A 15,925-nucleotide genomic window follows, 5' to 3' on the forward strand; every position below is an offset into this window, starting at 1 on the left:
GTGTTTGGCCCATCGGTTTGCCGCGTGCAAAAGCACGGCGCACATCCTATATGGAGCCAACAATCCTTTTCGAGGCCCAACATGAACGACGCACAGACGACGCAGATCCCCGTAACCGTTCTCACCGGCTATCTCGGCGCCGGCAAGACGACGCTGCTCAACCGCATCCTTTCGGAAAACCACGGCAAGCGCTACGCCGTCATCGTCAATGAGTTCGGCGAGATCGGCATCGACAACGAGCTGATCGTGGAATCCGACGAGGAAATCTACGAGATGAACAATGGCTGCGTCTGCTGCACGGTGCGCGGCGACCTGATCCGCGTTGTCGAGGGTCTCATGCGCCGGCCGGGCCGTTTCGATGCCATCGTGGTGGAGACGACCGGCCTCGCCGATCCGGTGCCTGTGGCGCAGACCTTCTTCATGGACGACGATGTGCGCTCCAAGACCAGGCTCGACGCCGTGGTGGCGCTGGTCGACGCCAAGCACCTGCCGTTGCGGCTGAAGGATTCCCGCGAAGCCGAGGACCAGATCGCCTTTGCCGATGTCGTCGTGCTCAACAAGACCGATCTCGTCACGCCGGAGGAACTGAGCAAGGTCGAGGCGACGATCCGCGCGATCAACCCGGCGGCCAGGATTCATCGCACCACCCGCGCCGGCCTGGCGCTGTCCGAGGTGCTCGACCGTGGCGCCTTCGATCTTTCCCGAGCGCTGGAGAACGATCCGCACTTCCTTGAGGCGCATGACGACCATGATGACCATGACCATCACGATCATGATGGGCATCATCACCATGACGGGCATGACCACCATCATCACACGCACCCTTCCGATATCCATGACGTGACGGTGCAATCGGTGTCGCTGCGCGGCGGCGAGATGGACCCGAAGAAGTTCTTCCCGTGGATCGAGAAGATCACCCAGATGGAAGGCCCGAACATCCTGCGGCTGAAGGGCATCATCGCGCTCAAGGGCGATGACGAGCGCTACGTTATCCAGGGCGTCCACATGATCATCGAGGGCGACCACCAGCGCGCCTGGAAGGACGGCGAGAAGCACGAGAGCCGGCTGGTGTTCATCGGCCGCGAGCTCGACGCCGAGCGCCTTAAGAAGAGCTTCGACGCCTGCCAGGCGTAACGGACCGAATAGGGGTTGGTTACTGCCTTCTGTACACATATCATGTGTACAGAAGTGCAAAAGCGGACAGATTATATCCAGATCCGCCGACAATAAAACCGAACGTTATCAGATACGCATTCCACCGGCGCAGAAGGCGATCATCGCCCGCGCAGCTGCGCTGTCGCACAAGGACATGGCCGATTTCATCCTCGACAAGATCGTACCCGAAGCGCAGGCCGTGATCGAAGTTGCCGAGGTGATGAGGGCGTCCAACCGCGACTTCACACGCATCCTTGACCTACTTGAGAACCCGCCGAAACCCAATGCTAGGCTGCGAGCGGCGATCGCTGCCTTGCCGGATACTGTGTGACGCTTCCGTTCTGGCACGAGGAGTCGATTGCGAAACGCCACGATCGGGCTTCTTTCGGTTGCGGTGATGCGCAGATGAACGATTTTCTGCGGCGGTTCGCACGGCAGAGCCACGATCAGAACGCGGCCAAGACCTTCTGTGCAATCGACAACGCGGCTTCGGACCGGCTCCTCGGTCTCTATACAATCGCCCCTTCCGCTGTAGCCCATGAAGCAGTCCCCGACGCCATGACGAGAGGCTTGGCGCGACACGAGGTTTCCGGCTTCAAGCTTGCCCGGCTTGCGACCGCCCGCGCCGTCGCCGGGCAAGGGCTCGGAGGTCAGCTGCTAGCCGCCGCAGCGTTGCGCTGCCTGCGGCTTGCAGGTGAGGGCGGCGGCATCCTGCTCATCATCGACGCCAAGAAAGAGCGGGGAGCACGGTTGTATGCCAGCTATGGTGCCGAGAGCCTCCAAGGCCAGGATTTGACCTTGGTGATGCCATTGGCGATCTTCGCAACTGGTCTGCGGGCCAAGGGACTGCTTTGACGATCGGAGTCGCCACAATTGTGGTTTCGATGCAGATCCTCATGGTTGCCGGAACCGCAAACGTCGAGTAAGCCGCCTGAACCGCCCCTGCAATCCCGTCTAGCTGTGAACCACGATAGCCATGCCCACAGTCGCCCCACTTGATCTCCAGGGTCATTGCATCGCCGCCGTCTTCCTTGGCGACGTACCGCATTTCGCACTGGCCGACGGCACAATCCATCGGCTGGACCATGGCCACAAGACGGCGCAGGCCAATGACGGGCTGCTCGCCGCGTTCCACGATGCGGCCAACGACCGGCTGATCACCGGCGGCGAGGACGGCAAGATTTTTTCGGTTACCGCCGGCGGCAATGCGGCAGAATTGGCAAGCGCCGGGAAAAAATGGATCACCAGCGTCGCCGCCGGACCACAAGGCGCCGTCGCCTATGCCTCGGGCAAAATCGCTTTTGTGCGCTTTGCCGACGGCAAGACTAAAGAATTCATGCATCCGCGTTCGGTCGAAGGGCTGGCGTTCTCGCCCAAGGGCATGCGCTTCGGCGTCGCCCGCTACAATGGCGCGACGCTGCATTTCCCGGCGGCGGACGGCAAGCCGGTCGAGCTGGAATGGGCCGGCGCCCATACCGGCATCACCTTCTCGCCGGATGGCGCCTTCCTCGTCACCACCATGCAGGAGAACGCCCTGCATGGCTGGAAGCTGGCCGACGGCAAGCATATGCGCATGAGCGGCTATCCCGGCAAAGTCAAAAGCCTGTCGTGGAGCGCCAAGGGAAAATGGCTGGCCAGTTCCGGCGCACCGGCGGCGATCGTCTGGCCGTTTTCGGGCAAGGATGGGCCGATGGGCAAGGCGCCGCTGGAACTCGGCACGCGCGGCAACGCCATGGTGACCTCGGTCGCCTGCCATCCAAGCCAGGATGTCGTCGCCGTCGGCTATGACGACGGTATGGTGATGGCGGTGCGTTTCACTGACGCCAAAGAGGTGCTTCTGCGCCGACCGGGCAAGGGCGCCATCACCTCGATGATGTGGGATAGGGAGGAACGCTGCGTCGCCTTCGGCAGTGCCGCCGGCGATTGCGGCGTCATCGATATTTCCGCATAACCGGGAGTTCTCTACTCGGCCCCGCAGGAGACTTTGCCGGTCAACGCGGCAGGCATGCCATTGCCACCCGTGTCAGCCGAGCCCTCATAGATGGCGAGCGAATAGCGCCCGTCATAAGTGCCTTCTTCACTGGACTTGGTCACGATCGTCAGTTCGACAGAGCTGTAGGTGTTTGCGACCTCGTGCTCGCGATAGACGAGCAGCCGCAATTCCTTGCCGTCGAGCCAGTATTGCGTGAGGTTGGAATCCTCGAACACTGTCTTGCGCAAATCGTCGCCGACGGGTCTGCCGAGAATTTCGAGATCGCCGCGAAAATTGAACGTTGGACCGCCCATGCCTCTGGTGACGCCGGCTTCGACCTGGAATTTCACCGCTGCATCCTCGGCCGAGCACCAGATGCCGCCGGTGGCAAAGGCCGAGCCGGCCGATAACAGCAGCGTTGTTGCACAGAAGATCGTCCGCATCTTTCTTTCCCCAGCCACAAACCCTATCCGCATTGATGCTGGAGGATGCCCTCAGGTCAAGCGCCCGTCCTCTTCACCGTGGCCGCTGAACCAATGCAGGACAGCTGTGCGGCCAATTGCGGTTCCGCACGCCGATTGGCAGAGTGACGTATGAGAGGGACCTTCATGCATACAATCGACCATTTAAAGACTTCCATCGGCGGCATCAGCACTGCCCGCATCGCCGATTTGCGCGAGACCGAGGCCGAAGCCTTCCGCAAGTCAAGGCCGAAATCGGCAGCCAAGGTCGGCAAGGGCCTGCCGGGCTTCTTCGGCGGCGTGCCGATGCACTGGATGAACGACTGGCCGACGCCGTTTCCGATCCTGGTCGACAGCGCCAGAGGCGCCACCATCACCGATATCGACGGCCACCGGCTCGACGATTTCTGCCTCGGCGACACCGGCTCGATGTTCGGCCATTCGCCGCCGCCGGTCGCGCGCGGCATCCGCCGGCAGGCCGGACACGGCCTCACCTACATGCTGCCTTCCGAAGATGCGGTGGCGATCGGCCCGTTGCTGCAACAGCGCTTCGGCCTGCCGTTCTGGCAGATCGCGACGACGGCGACCGATGCTAATCGCTTTGCGCTGCGCGTCGCCCGCACCATCACCGGCCGGGAAAAGATCCTGGTCTTCAACGGCTGCTATCACGGCTCGGTTGACGAGACGATGGTGCGGCTGGTCGGCGGCAGACCGGCCAACCGGCCGGGACTGGCCGGCGAATTCCGCGACCTGACCCGGACGACCGATGTCATCGAGTTCAACGATGTGCCGGCACTCGAGGCCGTGCTCCGAAATAAGGATATCGCCTGCGTCATCACCGAGCCGGTGCTGACCAATTCCTGCATGGTGCTGCCCGACCCCGGCTTCCACGAGGCGCTGCGGCGTCTCACCCGCGCGGCCGGCACCCTGCTGCTGATCGACGAGACGCACACGATTTCGACCGGTCCGGGCGGCTACACCGGAAGACACGGCTTGGAGCCGGACCTGTTCGTGCTCGGCAAGCCGATCGCCGGCGGTGTGCCGGCCAGTGTGTGGGGGATGAGCGAAGACGTCGCCACCCGCTATGCCGCCCATAATAGCCAGAAACAGCCCGGCTATTCCGGCATGGGCACGACGCTGTCGGCCAATCCGCTGCAGTTCGCGGCGATGCGCGCCACGCTCGAAGAAGTGATGACCGACGGGAATTATGCCCATATGGACCATCTGGCGCGGCGGCTCGACGCAGGGCTGACCGCGGTCATCGACCGTTACCGCCTGCCTTGGCATGTTGCCCGAGTTGGCGCCCGCGTCGAGTTCATCTGCGCGCCTGGCCCGCTGAGGAATGGCGGCGAGGCGGAAACAGCGCACGCGCCGGAGCTCGAAGCGGGTATCCATGTCGCACTTGTCAATCGCGGCGTGCTGATAGCGCCGTTCCACAACATGATGCTGATCTCGCCGGCGACCAGCGCCACCCAGGTCAGCCGCCTGATCACCGCCTTCGGCGCGGTTGCGGCAAGGCTCGCGGCATGAGACAAGCTTGCACATGAGAGAAGCGCACAAGCAAATTTTGAACGCCATTATGACATCACCTTCGGGCTCGACGCCTGCCGAGGCGCAGAAATTTCTCGACGCCCATCCCGAAATCGAAGCGTTCGACATCGTGCTGACCGACGCCAATGGCGTCGGGCGTGGCAAGATCGTGCGCCGGCACGAACTGATGAGCATCTTCGAGGGCGGCCGGCACATGCCGATCTCGATCCTCGGCCTCGACATTACCGGCGAGGACGTGCACGAGACTGGGCTGATCTGGACGACCGGCGACGGCGATCTCAGAGCATGGCCGATTCCGGGTACGCTGGTACCGCTGTTCGGCACACAGCCGCCGCGCGGCCAGGTGCTGATGGCGATGTACCATCTCGACGGTCAGCCCATGTCCTCCGACCCGCGGCTGGCGCTGGCCCGTCAGGTGGAGATACTGGCGGCCAAGGGCCTGCATCCGGCCGGCGCCTTCGAACTCGAATTCTTCCTGCTCGCCAACGAGCGCGACGCCGACGGCAAGGTGCAGCCGGCGCACGCGGTGCTCGACGGCCGACGCTCGGCCAAGACCGAGGTCTATTCCGTCGACCATCTGCACGGTATGGAGCCGCTGTTTTCCGACATCTATGCCGCGGCCAAGGTGCAAGGCATCCCGGCCGAGACGGTCATTTCCGAATATGCGCCCGGCCAGTACGAGCTGACGCTGAACTATCGCCAGGACGTGATCCGCGCGGCCGACGACCTTGTCATGCTGAAGCGGCTGGTGCGGGCACAGGCGCGCCGCCACGGCGTCACCGCTTGCTTCATGGCCAAGCCGATCGAGAAGTATGCCGGCTCTGGCATGCATTTCCATGTCTCGCTGCGGGACAACGCCGGCAAGAACGTCTTCACTGAGGCTAGCGGCGAGACTTGGTCCTTGCCGCTGCTGCGCGGCCTTGGCGGCCTCATCCAGACCATGGCCGAATCGATGCTGGTGTTTGCGCCGCACGCCAATTCATGGCGACGGTTCGTTTCGCAATCCTATGCGCCGGTGGCGCCGACCTGGGGCGTCAACAACCGCTCGGTGGCGCTGCGCGTGCCGGCGGGTGATGCGAAAAACCGGCGCATCGAGCACCGGCCGTCGGGCGTCGACGCCAACCCCTATCTGGTAGCGGCAACTGTGCTGGCCGGCATCACTAAGGGTCTCGACGAAGGCCTCGATCCCGGCCCCGAAACCACCGGCAATGGCTACGAATCGGCAATCACGCGCACGACCATGCCGGTGGACTGGCGCGCCGCGATCGAGGCCGCGCGCGCGTCGACGTTCCTCAAAGGCGCACTGGGCGAAGACCTGCACCGTACATTTGTGGCGATCAAGCAATCCGAATATCTGCGCGTGGCGCGCACGGTCAGCGAATTGGATTATCATCTCTATCTGCACGAGGTGTAGGCGTCGCGTTGTCGGCCATCCGCCGGTGAAGGCGCAGGCGTATGTAATTTCAACGGAACCTTCCGCGGGCTTTGCTCATTGCGTGTCTGATCGCAGCAGCGGACAAGGCCGCATCAGCCATGATCGCCAGGATGCAGACAAATCCCACGCCACGCCACGCTAAGGTGCAGGCAAGACGCTGGCCGAAGCCTGAATTGCCTGAGACGACGGAAGGCGACGACGCAAGATCTATTCCCGAACTCAGCGAAGTGGCGAAAGCCTGCCGCCGCTGCCCGCTTTGGCGCAATGCAACACAGACCGTGTTCGGCGAAGGGCCTGACAAGGCCAAGGTGATCTTCGTCGGTGAACAGCCTGGCGACCAGGAGGATTTGGCCGGCAAACCCTTCGTCGGGCCGGCGGGCAAGGTCTTCGACGCCATCCTTGAGGATGCCGGCGTCGACCGGTTGAAAGTCTATGTCACCAACGCGGTCAAGCATTTCAAATTCGAGCCGCGCGGCAAGCGGCGCATCCACTCCAAGCCAAATGCCGGCGAGGTGCAGGCCTGCCGCTGGTGGCTCGACAAGGAGCTCGAAATGATCAAGCCCAATCTGGCGGTGGCGCTCGGCGCAACAGCGGCGCAGTCGCTGCTCGGCAAGGTCGTGCCGATCATGAAGATGCGCGGCGAGGTCGTGGAGCGCGACGATGGCTTGCGTGTGTTCGTCACCATCCACCCGTCCTTCATCCTGCGTATTCGCGAGCCGGCGGACAAACAGGCCGAGCGCGAGCGGTTCCTGCAGGACATGAAGGCGGTAAAAAAGCTGATGGCGGCCTGAACCTATCTGACCAGGATCGCCCTTAGGTCATTGACATTCGTCCCGGTCGGGCCGGGCATAAAAAGATCGCCGACGACGTTGAATGCCGTCCAGGCATTGTTGCCGGCGAGCATGGCCTTAGCATCGACGCCCGTCGCCCGCATCCGCGACACCGTCGAGCCATCGGCGAAGGCGCCGGCATTGTCCTCAGAGCCGTCGATGCCGTCGGTGTCAGCGGCCAGCGCGTGGATGCCATCCATGCCGCTGATGCCGATAGCGAAGGCGAGCAGGAACTCGCTGTTACGGCCGCCCTTGCCTTTTGCCCGCAAAGTCACCGTCGTCTCTCCACCAGACAAGACCAACACGGGCTTTCGGAAGGGCCGGTTGCGCGTCGCGACTTCGCGGGCGATCGCAGCGTGGACACCGCCGACCTCGCGTGCCTCGCCCTCGATGGAATCGGAGAGGATGACCGCCTCGATGCCATGGCGCCTAGCTTCGGCTGCAGCCGCTTCCAGCGATACGCCGGCCGAGGCGATCAGATGCACTTCGTTGCGCGAAAAACGCGAATCGTCGGCGCGCGGCGCATCTGCGGCCGGCGAATTGATGTGCGCCATCACCGCAGCCGGCAGTTTCATGCCATAGGCGGCGATCGATGCCAGCGCCTCTTGGCGGCTGCCCGAATCGGGAACGGTCGGACCGGAAGCGACCAGCGCCGGATTGTCGCCCGGAATGTCGGAGACGACCAGCGACATGACCTTGGCCGGATAGGCGGCCGCGGCCAATCTACCGCCCTTGATAATGGAAACATGCTTGCGGATAGTGTTCATGGCGGCGATCGGCGCGCCGGAGGCGAGCAGCGCCTCGTTGACGGCGATCTCGTCGGCCAGCGTCAGACCTTCCGCGGGCGCCGGCAGCAGCGCCGAGCCCCCGCCGGAAATGAGCGCCACGACCAGATCATCCGCGGTCAGCCCCTGAACTTTTTCGAGCAGCCGGCGCGACGCTTCGAGCCCTGCGACGTCCGGCACCGGATGCGCCGCCTCGATGATCTCGATGCGCTGGCATGCCGCAGCGTAGCCGTAGCGGGTGACGACCAGCCCTTCGATCGGCCCGTCCCACACCTTCTCGAAAGCCGCCGCCATCTGCGCCGAACCCTTGCCGGCACCGACGACGATGGTGCGCCCTTTCGGCCTTGCCGGCAGGTGATCCCTGATGGTCCTCTGGGGATCGGCAGCGGCGACGGCGGCATTGAAGATAGCGGTGAGGAAGGTCTTGGGATCGATCTCGGTCATTTTGCTTCCGGCGGCAGTGCCAGCTCGCACCCGTCGACGCCGAGATGGCTGCACAGCGCATCGACGACGACGCCGTGATCCTCGCGCTCCGGCAGGCCCGAGACCGCGATCACACCGATCACACCGGCGCCCTTGACCGTGACTGGAAAACCGCCGCCGGCCAGCACGTAGTCTGATATGTCGAGCCCCTCGCCCGGCTTGAAGCTGCGGTCGGGACGCTGCTGCTCCAGCACCATGCGGTAGGTGCTTTTCAGGAACCGCCGCACTACGTTGATCTTGCGCCGCGCCCAATCCGGATTGGAGGCGTTTGAGCCCGGCATTGCCGCGTAGAACAGCGGCCGGTCGAAGGTTCTGATATCGACGATGATCGGCAGATTCTCGGCTAGTGCCCGGTCGCGGATCGCCGAGCCGATCTTGAAGGCGACAGCCTCATCAAAGGCCGGGAAGACAAGCTCGGCTTCCTGTTTCTGGATCAGAGCGATATCGTCCGCAACGGCCATGTCGTTCCCCTGTCAACCCCACGCTTTGACCGATGGTTGCCGCCGGGTCAAGCCTCGGATGCTTCACGCGGATCCGTCTCCAGCGCCAGATCGACCGCGGCCTCGGCATGAAGAACCGTTACGTCGAAGGCTGGCACAGGATAGTCGTCCGTGTCGAGCAGAAGCGGCAGTTCGGTGCAGCCGACGATGATCGCTTCCGCGCCCCGGGCCTGGAGATCACGCGCCATTTGCAGGAGCGCCGCCTTGGAGGCGTTCTTGACGGCGCCCAAGGTCAGCTCGTCAACGATGATCCGGTGCAGAGCGGTGCGCTGCTCCTGTAGCGGCGTGATCACGTCGAGGCCATGACGGTCCCTGAGCCGTTGTCTGAAGAAATCCATCTCCATCGTGTACCGGTTCCCAAAAGTCCGACGCGCGAGAAACCCCCGTTGCGAATCGCAACTGCAGTCGGATCGGCCAGGTGGAGCAACGGAATACCAATCGCCGCCTCAACCTGATCTGCAACCGAGTGCGGGGTTACCGCCGTGATGATCACGAAGTCTGCCCCGGCCCTTTCCAGGCACCGCGCGGCCTCGGCAACTCTTTCACCGACGCTATCCCATCGACCCATGGAAGCCATGGTGTTAAGTTCGTCGAAATCGAGCGTGAACAGCACGGAGCGCGCATTGTGATGGCCGCCAAGCCGGCGATGTGCGGCCGCGTTCAGCAGCCGGTAGTAGAGGGCGCTCGACTCCCAGCTCATTCCTCCGACCATTCCGATCAGCTTGGACTGGCGCACTGTCATGCTTGAACCCACCGATTACTTCATAGCCCGACGTTAAGTCCCAGATCGCTTTTCATCGCACGTCCGGCGACATAGACCTCGCGCACGGCGCGGTCGTCGCCCTGTGTCTGCAGCAGAAACAGTTCCTCCGCCAGCGTGTCCGCCGTCTCCATCCGCAGCCGCATGGCCGGCGTGGCGCGGGCATCGAGGACGATGATGTCGGCATCGCTGCCTTGGTCGAGCGTGCCGACTTTTTCCACGACCGACAGAGCCTCGGCATTGCCGCGGGTGAGCTGCCAGAACGACTGGAACGGGTTGAGCTTCTCGCCGTTCAGCGCGATCACCTTATAACCCTCATCCATGGTGCGCAGCATCGAGTAATTGGTGCCGCCGCCGATATCGGTGGCGGCGGCGATCCGGAGGGCTTTGTCACGCGTGCGGTAGCGCTGGTAATCGAACAGGCCCGAACCGAGGAACAGGTTCGAGGTCGGGCAGAACACCGCCACCGAGCCTGATTCCGAAAGCGCATCCGCCTCGCGTTCCGACAGATGGATGCAGTGGCCGAACAGGCTTTTGCGCCCGAGCAGCCCATAATGCTCGTAAACATCGGTATAGTCGCGTGCCTGCGGGTAAAGTTGCAGCGTAAAGGCGATCTCGGCGTGGTTTTCCGACAGATGCGTCTGCATGTGCAGATCAGGATATTCGCGGCAGAGCGCGCCTGCCATCTCCAACTGCTCGGGTGATGAGGTGATGGCGAAGCGCGGTGTGATGGCATAGTGCTGGCGCCCCTTGCCGTGCCATTCGGCGATCAGCGCTTTACTGTCGTCATAGCCCGACTGCGCTGTGTCGAGCACGCCCTCCGGCGCGTTGCGATCCATCATCACTTTGCCGGCGATGTTCAGCATGTTGCGGTCATGCGACTCGGCGAAGAACGCTTCGGCCGATTCCCTGTGGACCGAGCAATAGGTGGCGACTGTCGTCGTGCCGTGGCGCACCATCTCGTCGAGGAACAGCCTGGCGATGCGGCGGCCATGCTGTGCGTTCTGGAATTTTGTCTCCTCGGGAAAAGTGTAAGTGTTCAGCCAGTCGAGCAGTTCCGCGCCATAGGAAGCGATGACCTGCATCTGCGGAAAATGCGCATGCGCGTCGATGAAACCAGGCAGCAGCAGGTGCGGGCGGTGGTCGATCTTTTTTGCGCCTTCATCAGCTTTTTTCTCGACGTCGGCGAAGGCGCCCGCGGCAACGATCCTGCCGTCGCGGAGCAGCAGGCCGCCGTCGTCCTCGTAGCGCCAGGCGGAATGATCGTCGACTGTCTCAGGCCAGCGCAGAAAGGACAGCGTGCGGCCGCGCAGGAGCGTGCTGGTCATGCTTATTTCCCTGCCTCCTCGAACCATGCCACCAGCAACGCCCGTTCCTTGTCGGTGATATGGGTGACGTTGGCGGGCGGCATCGCGTGGCTACGGCCGGCCTGCAGGTAGATCTCGCGGGCCTGCTCGGCGATACCGGCGTCCGTGTCGAGCATCACACCTTTCGGCGCGTGATAGATGCCCTCGTAGGATGGCTCCCGCGCATGACACATCGAGCAGCGGCCAAGCACCGTGTCGCGCACTGCGGGAAAGTGCGCCGAGGCGACATAGACCTGTGCCGCCGAGGACGCCTTGACTTCGCCGGTCAGCACTTTCGGCACCGTTGACAGCCAGATAATGATGACGAACAGGACGGCGGCAGCCAGCCAGGTCCAGGTCGGGTTACCCTTGCGCGCATGCATGGTGTTGAAATAGTGCCGGATCAGCACGCCGATGGTGAAAACCAGCGAGGCGATCACCCAGTTGAACTCGGTGCCGAACGCCAGCGGGTAGTGGTTCGACAGCATCAGGAACAAAACGGGCAGCGTCAGGTAATTGTTGTGCAGCGAGCGCTGCTTCGCAATCTTGCCGTATTTCGGGTCGGGCTTGCGGCCGGCGATCAGGTCGGCGACGACGATCTTCTGGTTCGGGATGATGACCATGAAGACATTGGCCGACATGATCGTTGCGGTGATAGCGCCAAGATGCAGGAAGGCGGCGCGGCCGGTGAACAGGTGGGTAAGACCCCAGGCGATGAACACAAGCACGCCATAGAGCACCAGCATCAGGCCGGTGTCGCTGTTGCCAAGAGGCGAACGGCATAAGAGATCGTAGACCACCCAGCCGACGCCGATCGTCGCCAGTGACAGCACGATGCCTGTAGGCACCGACATGGCAAGCACATTGGGATCGATCAGGAACAGGTCCGCCCCCGCATAGTAAACCACGCACAGCATGGCAAAGCCCGACAGCCAGGTGGCGTAGGATTCCCATTTGAACCAGGTCAGGTGCTCGGGCATTTCGGCCGGCGCCACCAGATATTTCTGGATGTGATAGAAGCCGCCGCCATGCACCTGCCATTCCTCGCCGAAGGCGCCGACAGGCATGCCCGGACGCTGGCGCAAGCCAAGATCGAGCGCGACGAAATAAAAGGATGAACCGATCCAGGCTATGCTGGTGACGACATGCAGCCAGCGCACGGCGAAACTCAGCCAGTCCCAGAAAATTGCGAAATCCAACATTGAAAAGTCGTCCCTGCCGATCGGCTGACTTTACGGACTGGAGCGCAAACGGAAAGGGCCGAGCTGCACGATGACTTTCAAAAAAAAATGGAAAATACTAGGGTTATTCCTACGCAGCCGTATGAGAGCCCTAAGCCGCATGGCCTACCTCGACAACATCGCCGTTTTCGTCCGCGTCGTCGAGCTTGGCAATCTATCGGCGGCGGGCCGCGACATGCGCATTTCGCCGGCGGTCGCCTCCAACCGCATCAAGGAGCTTGAAAAGCACCTTGGTGTCAGGCTGTTCAACCGCACGACGCGGCAATTAATGCCGACCGAGCACGGCACGGTGTTCTACTCCGGCGCCAAGCAGGTGCTTGAGGCGGTCAACGAGGCGGAGGCCGCGGTCAGCGCGTTGTCAGGCCAGCCGCGCGGCACCATCAAGGTGACAGCGCCGCTCGGCCTCGGCCGGCGGCTGGTGGCCTCGGGCATCCCAGATTTCCACGACAAATACCCTGATATCGAGGTACGGCTGAGGCTTTCAGACCACAATGTCGACATCATGAAGGAAGGCATCGACGTTGCCTTCCGGCTCGGTATCATCGAGGACTCCAGCCTCAGGATGCGCGGCATCATGGAGTGCGAGCGGGTGCTGGTGGCGGCGCCGAAATATCTTGAGACGCGCGGTGAGCCGACCGAACCGCAGGAATTGATCGGCAAGAAGCACGACTGCCTGATGCTTCGCTATTCCGGCGCGCGCGAATACGTCTGGACGCTGCAGACGGCTGACGGCCCGCGGAAATTCGAAGTGCATGGGCCTTATGACACCGACGACGGCGACGTGCTGACCGGCTGGGCGCTGTCCGGCCGCGGCATCATCAACAAGCCGCGCTTCGAGGTCGAGCCGTTCATCCGCGACCGGCGGCTGAAGGTGATCCTGCCCGACACGCCGCCGACACCGGTGCAGTTCGCCGCCGTCTACCCGCACAAGAAGCTGCAGGACCCGAAGGTGCGGCTGCTGCTCGATTTCATGGCCGAGCGCTGCCAACGGCTGATCAAGGATATTCTGGCGGGCAAATGATCGCCGGCTGGCCGGTTGCGTCCCGTCAAGCCGGCGAAGATAGTCCCTGCGGAATTCACTCACCAGGGAAGACCGATGGCCAGCGGTGCCAAAATGCATCTCGCCGTTTCACTGTTTCCGGAAAGCGCTCTTTCCCCTCCATCCGACGCCGGTCCGGATTTCACTCTTTTGGCCCGGTTTGTGCAAAAGGCCGAGACGGCCGGGCTGGATATGGTGCTGCTTGCTGATTCCGCGCCGGCTGCAGGCGGCGACGCACCGAACCGGCAAGTGCCCTTCGAAGCGACGACCCTGCTGGCAGCGCTTGCGACGATTACCAGCAGGATCGGCCTCGTCGCCGCGGCGTCGACGGTCGCCCACCAGCCCTACAACCTCGCGCGCCGTTTCGCATCGCTCGACGTCATCAGCCATGGCCGTGCCGGGTGGCACGCGAGCATGGTCCCCGATCCGCGCGAGGCGACCAATTTCAGCCGTCCGGAAGGGTTTTCCCGCGACGATTTCCGCCGACGCGCGGAAGAATTCATCGGGATCGTGCGGGGCTTGTGGAGAGGTTGGGATGCGGATGCCCTGCTGTTCGACCAGCGCGGCGGCCGCTTCTTCGATCCCGAAAAGATGCACCTGCTCGACCACAAGGGCGAGTTTTTCTCTGTGCGCGGGCCACTGAACGTTGCACGCTCGCCGCAGGATATGCCGGTGCTCGTCATGTCAGGCCTGTCGGAGCCCGACATGGAGATCGCCGCCCGCTTCGCCGATGTCATCCTGCTGGAGGAGCCATCGATCGCGGGCGCGAAGCCCGACGATCTGAAGCGCCAGCTTGCGTTCGGGCGCAGTCCTGGCGCGACAAAGGTGCTGATGACCGTCGCGCCGGGTGCTGACATGGCCGCCAGGCCGGACCTGATCGCGGATAGGCTCGAAGAGCCCTTCCGATCGAAAAGCTGCGATGGTTTCAACATACTCATGCCACCGGCGCTATCTGTGCTCGACGATTTCGTCGACCTCGTGCTGCCGGAGCTTCGCCGTCGCGGCCTTCTCCGGTCGGATTATCCCGGCGCGACGCTGCGCTCCCATCTCGGACTTGCTGGGGGAGATGAACGATGACCGCCCATCGACGTCAGATGAAGCTCGGGGCGTTCCTGTGGGCAACAGGCCACCACATTGCCGCCTGGCGCCACCCAAAAGCGCATGTGACGGCAGGCGTCGACATCGAGCACTACATCCAGCTGGCGCGAACGGCGGAGGCGGCGAAATTCGACATGATCTTCTGCGAGGACGCCGCCGGCGTGCGCGAGGCCGATATCAACATCGCCAGCCAGACGTCACGCTCGATCGGCTTCGAACCGATCAGCCTGCTTTCGGCTCTCGCGGCCCAGACCAGCCGCATCGGCCTCGTATCCACGGCATCGACGAGCTATACCGAGCCTTACGGGTTGGCGCGGACCTTCTTGTCGCTCGATCATCTGAGTGGCGGCCGTGCCGGCTGGAACCTTGTCACCTCCGCCAGCCACATCGAAGCGGCTAATTTCGGCGCGACCGGCCTGCGCCCGCACGCCGACCGTTATGAGCGCGCGCGCGAATTCGCTGCCGTGGTTACCGCACTCTGGCAAGGCAAGCTGGACGGGGTTTCCGGACCTGGTCACGACGGCAGAAGCTTTTCAGTGCGGGACCCACTCGATCTGCCGCGCTCGCCCCAGGGCGCACCGGTCATGGTTCAGGCCGGAGCATCGGACGAGGGCAGGGATCTTGCCGCCCGGACCGCTGATGTCGTGTTCACGGCAGCGCAGACATTCGAGGAGGCGAAGACCTTCTATGATGATCTCAAGGGGCGTCTGGCGACCTATGGGCGCGAGCCGGACGACATCAAGATCATGCCGGGCGTCGCACCGATCGTGGCGGCAACCGAAGCGGAAGCCACGGCCAAATATGAGGAGCTGCAGGAGCTGATCCCCGACGATGTCGGCGTGGCGTTGCTTTCCAGCTATCTCAGCATTTCCGATCTGTGGCGCTATCCCATAGATGGACCGCTGCCGGAGCTGCCGGCCAGCGAAGGCATGCAGAGCCGGCAGGCGCTGGTCATCGAGCAGTCGCGCCGCGACAACCTTTCGATTCGCCAGCTTGCCCGCCATTTCGCCGGCGCTCGCGGCCACTGGCGCGTCGTCGGAACGCCGGCCCAGATCGCCGACGAGCTCGAGGCACGCTTCGAGGGTGGCGCGGCAGACGGCTTCAACGTCATGCCGTCCTATTTTCCTGGCGAGCTTGATGCCTTTGCCGTGCTTGTCGTGCCGGAGCTGCAGCGGCGCGGCCTGTTCCGCACCGACTATGAAGGCAGCACGCTGCGCGACCATCTGGGTATGAAACGGCCGATGTGAGCAGCAGGCTGTGGGCGCTTGG

15 protein-coding genes and 1 pseudogene are annotated in these 15,925 nt (G+C 63.2%); 10 read left to right on the forward strand and 6 right to left on the reverse strand.

Annotation, left to right across the window (positions count from 1 at the left end; genetic code table 11):
- Positions 1–81: 81 nt before the first annotated feature.
- The 4 genes from ACWTU8_RS13350 to ACWTU8_RS13365 all read left to right on the forward strand — a co-directional run bounded on the left by ACWTU8_RS13350 (position 82) and on the right by ACWTU8_RS13365 (position 3,106).
- Positions 82–1,134 carry a CobW family GTP-binding protein gene (locus ACWTU8_RS13350; RefSeq protein ID WP_455848540.1) on the forward strand — a complete coding sequence of 351 codons (1,053 nt, stop codon included), beginning with the start codon at positions 82–84 and terminating at the stop codon, positions 1,132–1,134.
- A 73-nt stretch (positions 1,135–1,207) separates the two neighbouring features.
- On the forward strand, positions 1,208–1,486 hold the full coding sequence (locus ACWTU8_RS13355; protein ID WP_455849052.1) for a type II toxin-antitoxin system TacA family antitoxin: 279 nt from the start codon (positions 1,208–1,210) through the stop codon (positions 1,484–1,486).
- Entirely contained in the window at positions 1,483–2,010 is a 528-nt protein-coding gene (locus tag ACWTU8_RS13360; RefSeq protein ID WP_455848541.1) for a GNAT family N-acetyltransferase, read from the forward strand. The genes ACWTU8_RS13355 and ACWTU8_RS13360 overlap by 4 nt, the downstream gene beginning before the upstream one ends.
- A gap of 121 nt (positions 2,011–2,131) precedes the next feature.
- Entirely contained in the window at positions 2,132–3,106 is a 975-nt protein-coding gene (locus tag ACWTU8_RS13365) for a WD40 repeat domain-containing protein (protein WP_455848542.1), read from the forward strand.
- Positions 3,107–3,117: 11 nt separating this feature from the next.
- Here the strand turns inward: ACWTU8_RS13365 and ACWTU8_RS13370 are convergent, their stop codons facing one another.
- Positions 3,118–3,570 (reverse strand): hypothetical protein, encoded by a 453-nt coding sequence (locus ACWTU8_RS13370; RefSeq protein WP_455848543.1) that lies wholly within the window; start codon positions 3,568–3,570, stop codon positions 3,118–3,120.
- A 165-nt stretch (positions 3,571–3,735) separates the two neighbouring features.
- Here ACWTU8_RS13370 and ACWTU8_RS13375 point away from each other — a divergent pair, with 165 nt between their 5' ends.
- The 3 genes from ACWTU8_RS13375 (at position 3,736) to ACWTU8_RS13385 (ending at position 7,365) form a co-directional block, all read left to right on the forward strand.
- On the forward strand, positions 3,736–5,118 hold the full coding sequence (locus ACWTU8_RS13375; protein WP_455848544.1) for an aspartate aminotransferase family protein: 1,383 nt from the start codon (positions 3,736–3,738) through the stop codon (positions 5,116–5,118).
- A gap of 49 nt (positions 5,119–5,167) precedes the next feature.
- Positions 5,168–6,553 carry a glutamine synthetase family protein gene (locus tag ACWTU8_RS13380; RefSeq protein ID WP_455848545.1) on the forward strand — a complete coding sequence of 462 codons (1,386 nt, stop codon included), beginning with the start codon at positions 5,168–5,170 and terminating at the stop codon, positions 6,551–6,553.
- A gap of 71 nt (positions 6,554–6,624) precedes the next feature.
- Positions 6,625–7,365, forward strand: a complete 741-nt coding sequence (locus tag ACWTU8_RS13385) for a UdgX family uracil-DNA binding protein (protein WP_455848546.1) — start codon at positions 6,625–6,627, stop codon at positions 7,363–7,365.
- Between the two features lie 2 nt (positions 7,366–7,367).
- Here the strand turns inward: ACWTU8_RS13385 and ACWTU8_RS13390 are convergent, their stop codons facing one another.
- From ACWTU8_RS13390 to ACWTU8_RS13410, 5 genes and pseudogenes are all read right to left on the reverse strand, one after another.
- Positions 7,368–8,633, reverse strand: a complete 1,266-nt coding sequence (locus ACWTU8_RS13390) for a glycerate kinase type-2 family protein (RefSeq protein ID WP_455848547.1) — start codon at positions 8,631–8,633, stop codon at positions 7,368–7,370.
- A complete protein-coding gene (locus ACWTU8_RS13395) occupies positions 8,630–9,133 on the reverse strand; it encodes a heme-degrading domain-containing protein (RefSeq protein WP_029347573.1) in 504 nt (167 codons plus the stop codon). The genes ACWTU8_RS13390 and ACWTU8_RS13395 overlap by 4 nt, the downstream gene beginning before the upstream one ends.
- Positions 9,134–9,180: 47 nt before the next feature.
- Positions 9,181–9,914 (reverse strand): annotated as a pseudogene (locus ACWTU8_RS13400) (aspartate/glutamate racemase family protein).
- Positions 9,915–9,934: 20 nt separating this feature from the next.
- On the reverse strand, positions 9,935–11,260 hold the full coding sequence (gene guaD, locus ACWTU8_RS13405; protein WP_455848548.1) for a guanine deaminase: 1,326 nt from the start codon (positions 11,258–11,260) through the stop codon (positions 9,935–9,937).
- Between the two features lie 2 nt (positions 11,261–11,262).
- Complete coding sequence (locus ACWTU8_RS13410; protein ID WP_455848549.1) at positions 11,263–12,480, reverse strand: urate hydroxylase PuuD; 1,218 nt, start codon at positions 12,478–12,480, stop codon at positions 11,263–11,265.
- A gap of 139 nt (positions 12,481–12,619) precedes the next feature.
- On the opposite strand from ACWTU8_RS13410, the gene ACWTU8_RS13415 reads away from it, so the two are divergent.
- The 3 genes from ACWTU8_RS13415 to ACWTU8_RS13425 all read left to right on the forward strand — a co-directional run bounded on the left by ACWTU8_RS13415 (position 12,620) and on the right by ACWTU8_RS13425 (position 15,903).
- Positions 12,620–13,540: a LysR family transcriptional regulator gene (locus ACWTU8_RS13415; RefSeq protein ID WP_455848550.1), complete on the forward strand. Its 921-nt coding sequence runs from the start codon at positions 12,620–12,622 to the stop codon at positions 13,538–13,540.
- 75 nt (positions 13,541–13,615) lie between these two features.
- Positions 13,616–14,635 (forward strand): LLM class flavin-dependent oxidoreductase, encoded by a 1,020-nt coding sequence (locus ACWTU8_RS13420; protein WP_455848551.1) that lies wholly within the window; start codon positions 13,616–13,618, stop codon positions 14,633–14,635.
- A complete protein-coding gene (locus tag ACWTU8_RS13425; RefSeq protein ID WP_455848552.1) occupies positions 14,632–15,903 on the forward strand; it encodes an LLM class flavin-dependent oxidoreductase in 1,272 nt (423 codons plus the stop codon). Before ACWTU8_RS13420 ends, ACWTU8_RS13425 begins: the two co-directional genes overlap by 4 nt.
- The last annotated feature ends 22 nt before the right edge of the window (positions 15,904–15,925 follow it).

It is taken from the genome of Mesorhizobium sp. BHbdii, assembly GCF_053848045.1.

Coding starts and splice junctions, on each gene's coding strand:
- ACWTU8_RS13350 (WP_455848540.1), top strand. CDS start 82: ATGAACGACGCACAGACGACGCAGATCCCCGTAACCGTTCTCACCGGC.
- ACWTU8_RS13365 (WP_455848542.1), top strand. CDS start 2,132: ATGCCCACAGTCGCCCCACTTGATCTCCAGGGTCATTGCATCGCCGCC.
- ACWTU8_RS13370 (WP_455848543.1), bottom strand. CDS start 3,570: ATGCGGACGATCTTCTGTGCAACAACGCTGCTGTTATCGGCCGGCTCG.
- ACWTU8_RS13375 (WP_455848544.1), top strand. CDS start 3,736: ATGCATACAATCGACCATTTAAAGACTTCCATCGGCGGCATCAGCACT.
- ACWTU8_RS13380 (WP_455848545.1), top strand. CDS start 5,168: ATGACATCACCTTCGGGCTCGACGCCTGCCGAGGCGCAGAAATTTCTC.
- ACWTU8_RS13390 (WP_455848547.1), bottom strand. CDS start 8,633: ATGACCGAGATCGATCCCAAGACCTTCCTCACCGCTATCTTCAATGCC.
- ACWTU8_RS13395 (WP_029347573.1), bottom strand. CDS start 9,133: ATGGCCGTTGCGGACGATATCGCTCTGATCCAGAAACAGGAAGCCGAG.
- guaD (WP_455848548.1), bottom strand. CDS start 11,260: ATGACCAGCACGCTCCTGCGCGGCCGCACGCTGTCCTTTCTGCGCTGG.
- ACWTU8_RS13410 (WP_455848549.1), bottom strand. CDS start 12,480: ATGTTGGATTTCGCAATTTTCTGGGACTGGCTGAGTTTCGCCGTGCGC.
- ACWTU8_RS13415 (WP_455848550.1), top strand. CDS start 12,620: ATGGCCTACCTCGACAACATCGCCGTTTTCGTCCGCGTCGTCGAGCTT.
- ACWTU8_RS13420 (WP_455848551.1), top strand. CDS start 13,616: ATGGCCAGCGGTGCCAAAATGCATCTCGCCGTTTCACTGTTTCCGGAA.
- ACWTU8_RS13425 (WP_455848552.1), top strand. CDS start 14,632: ATGACCGCCCATCGACGTCAGATGAAGCTCGGGGCGTTCCTGTGGGCA.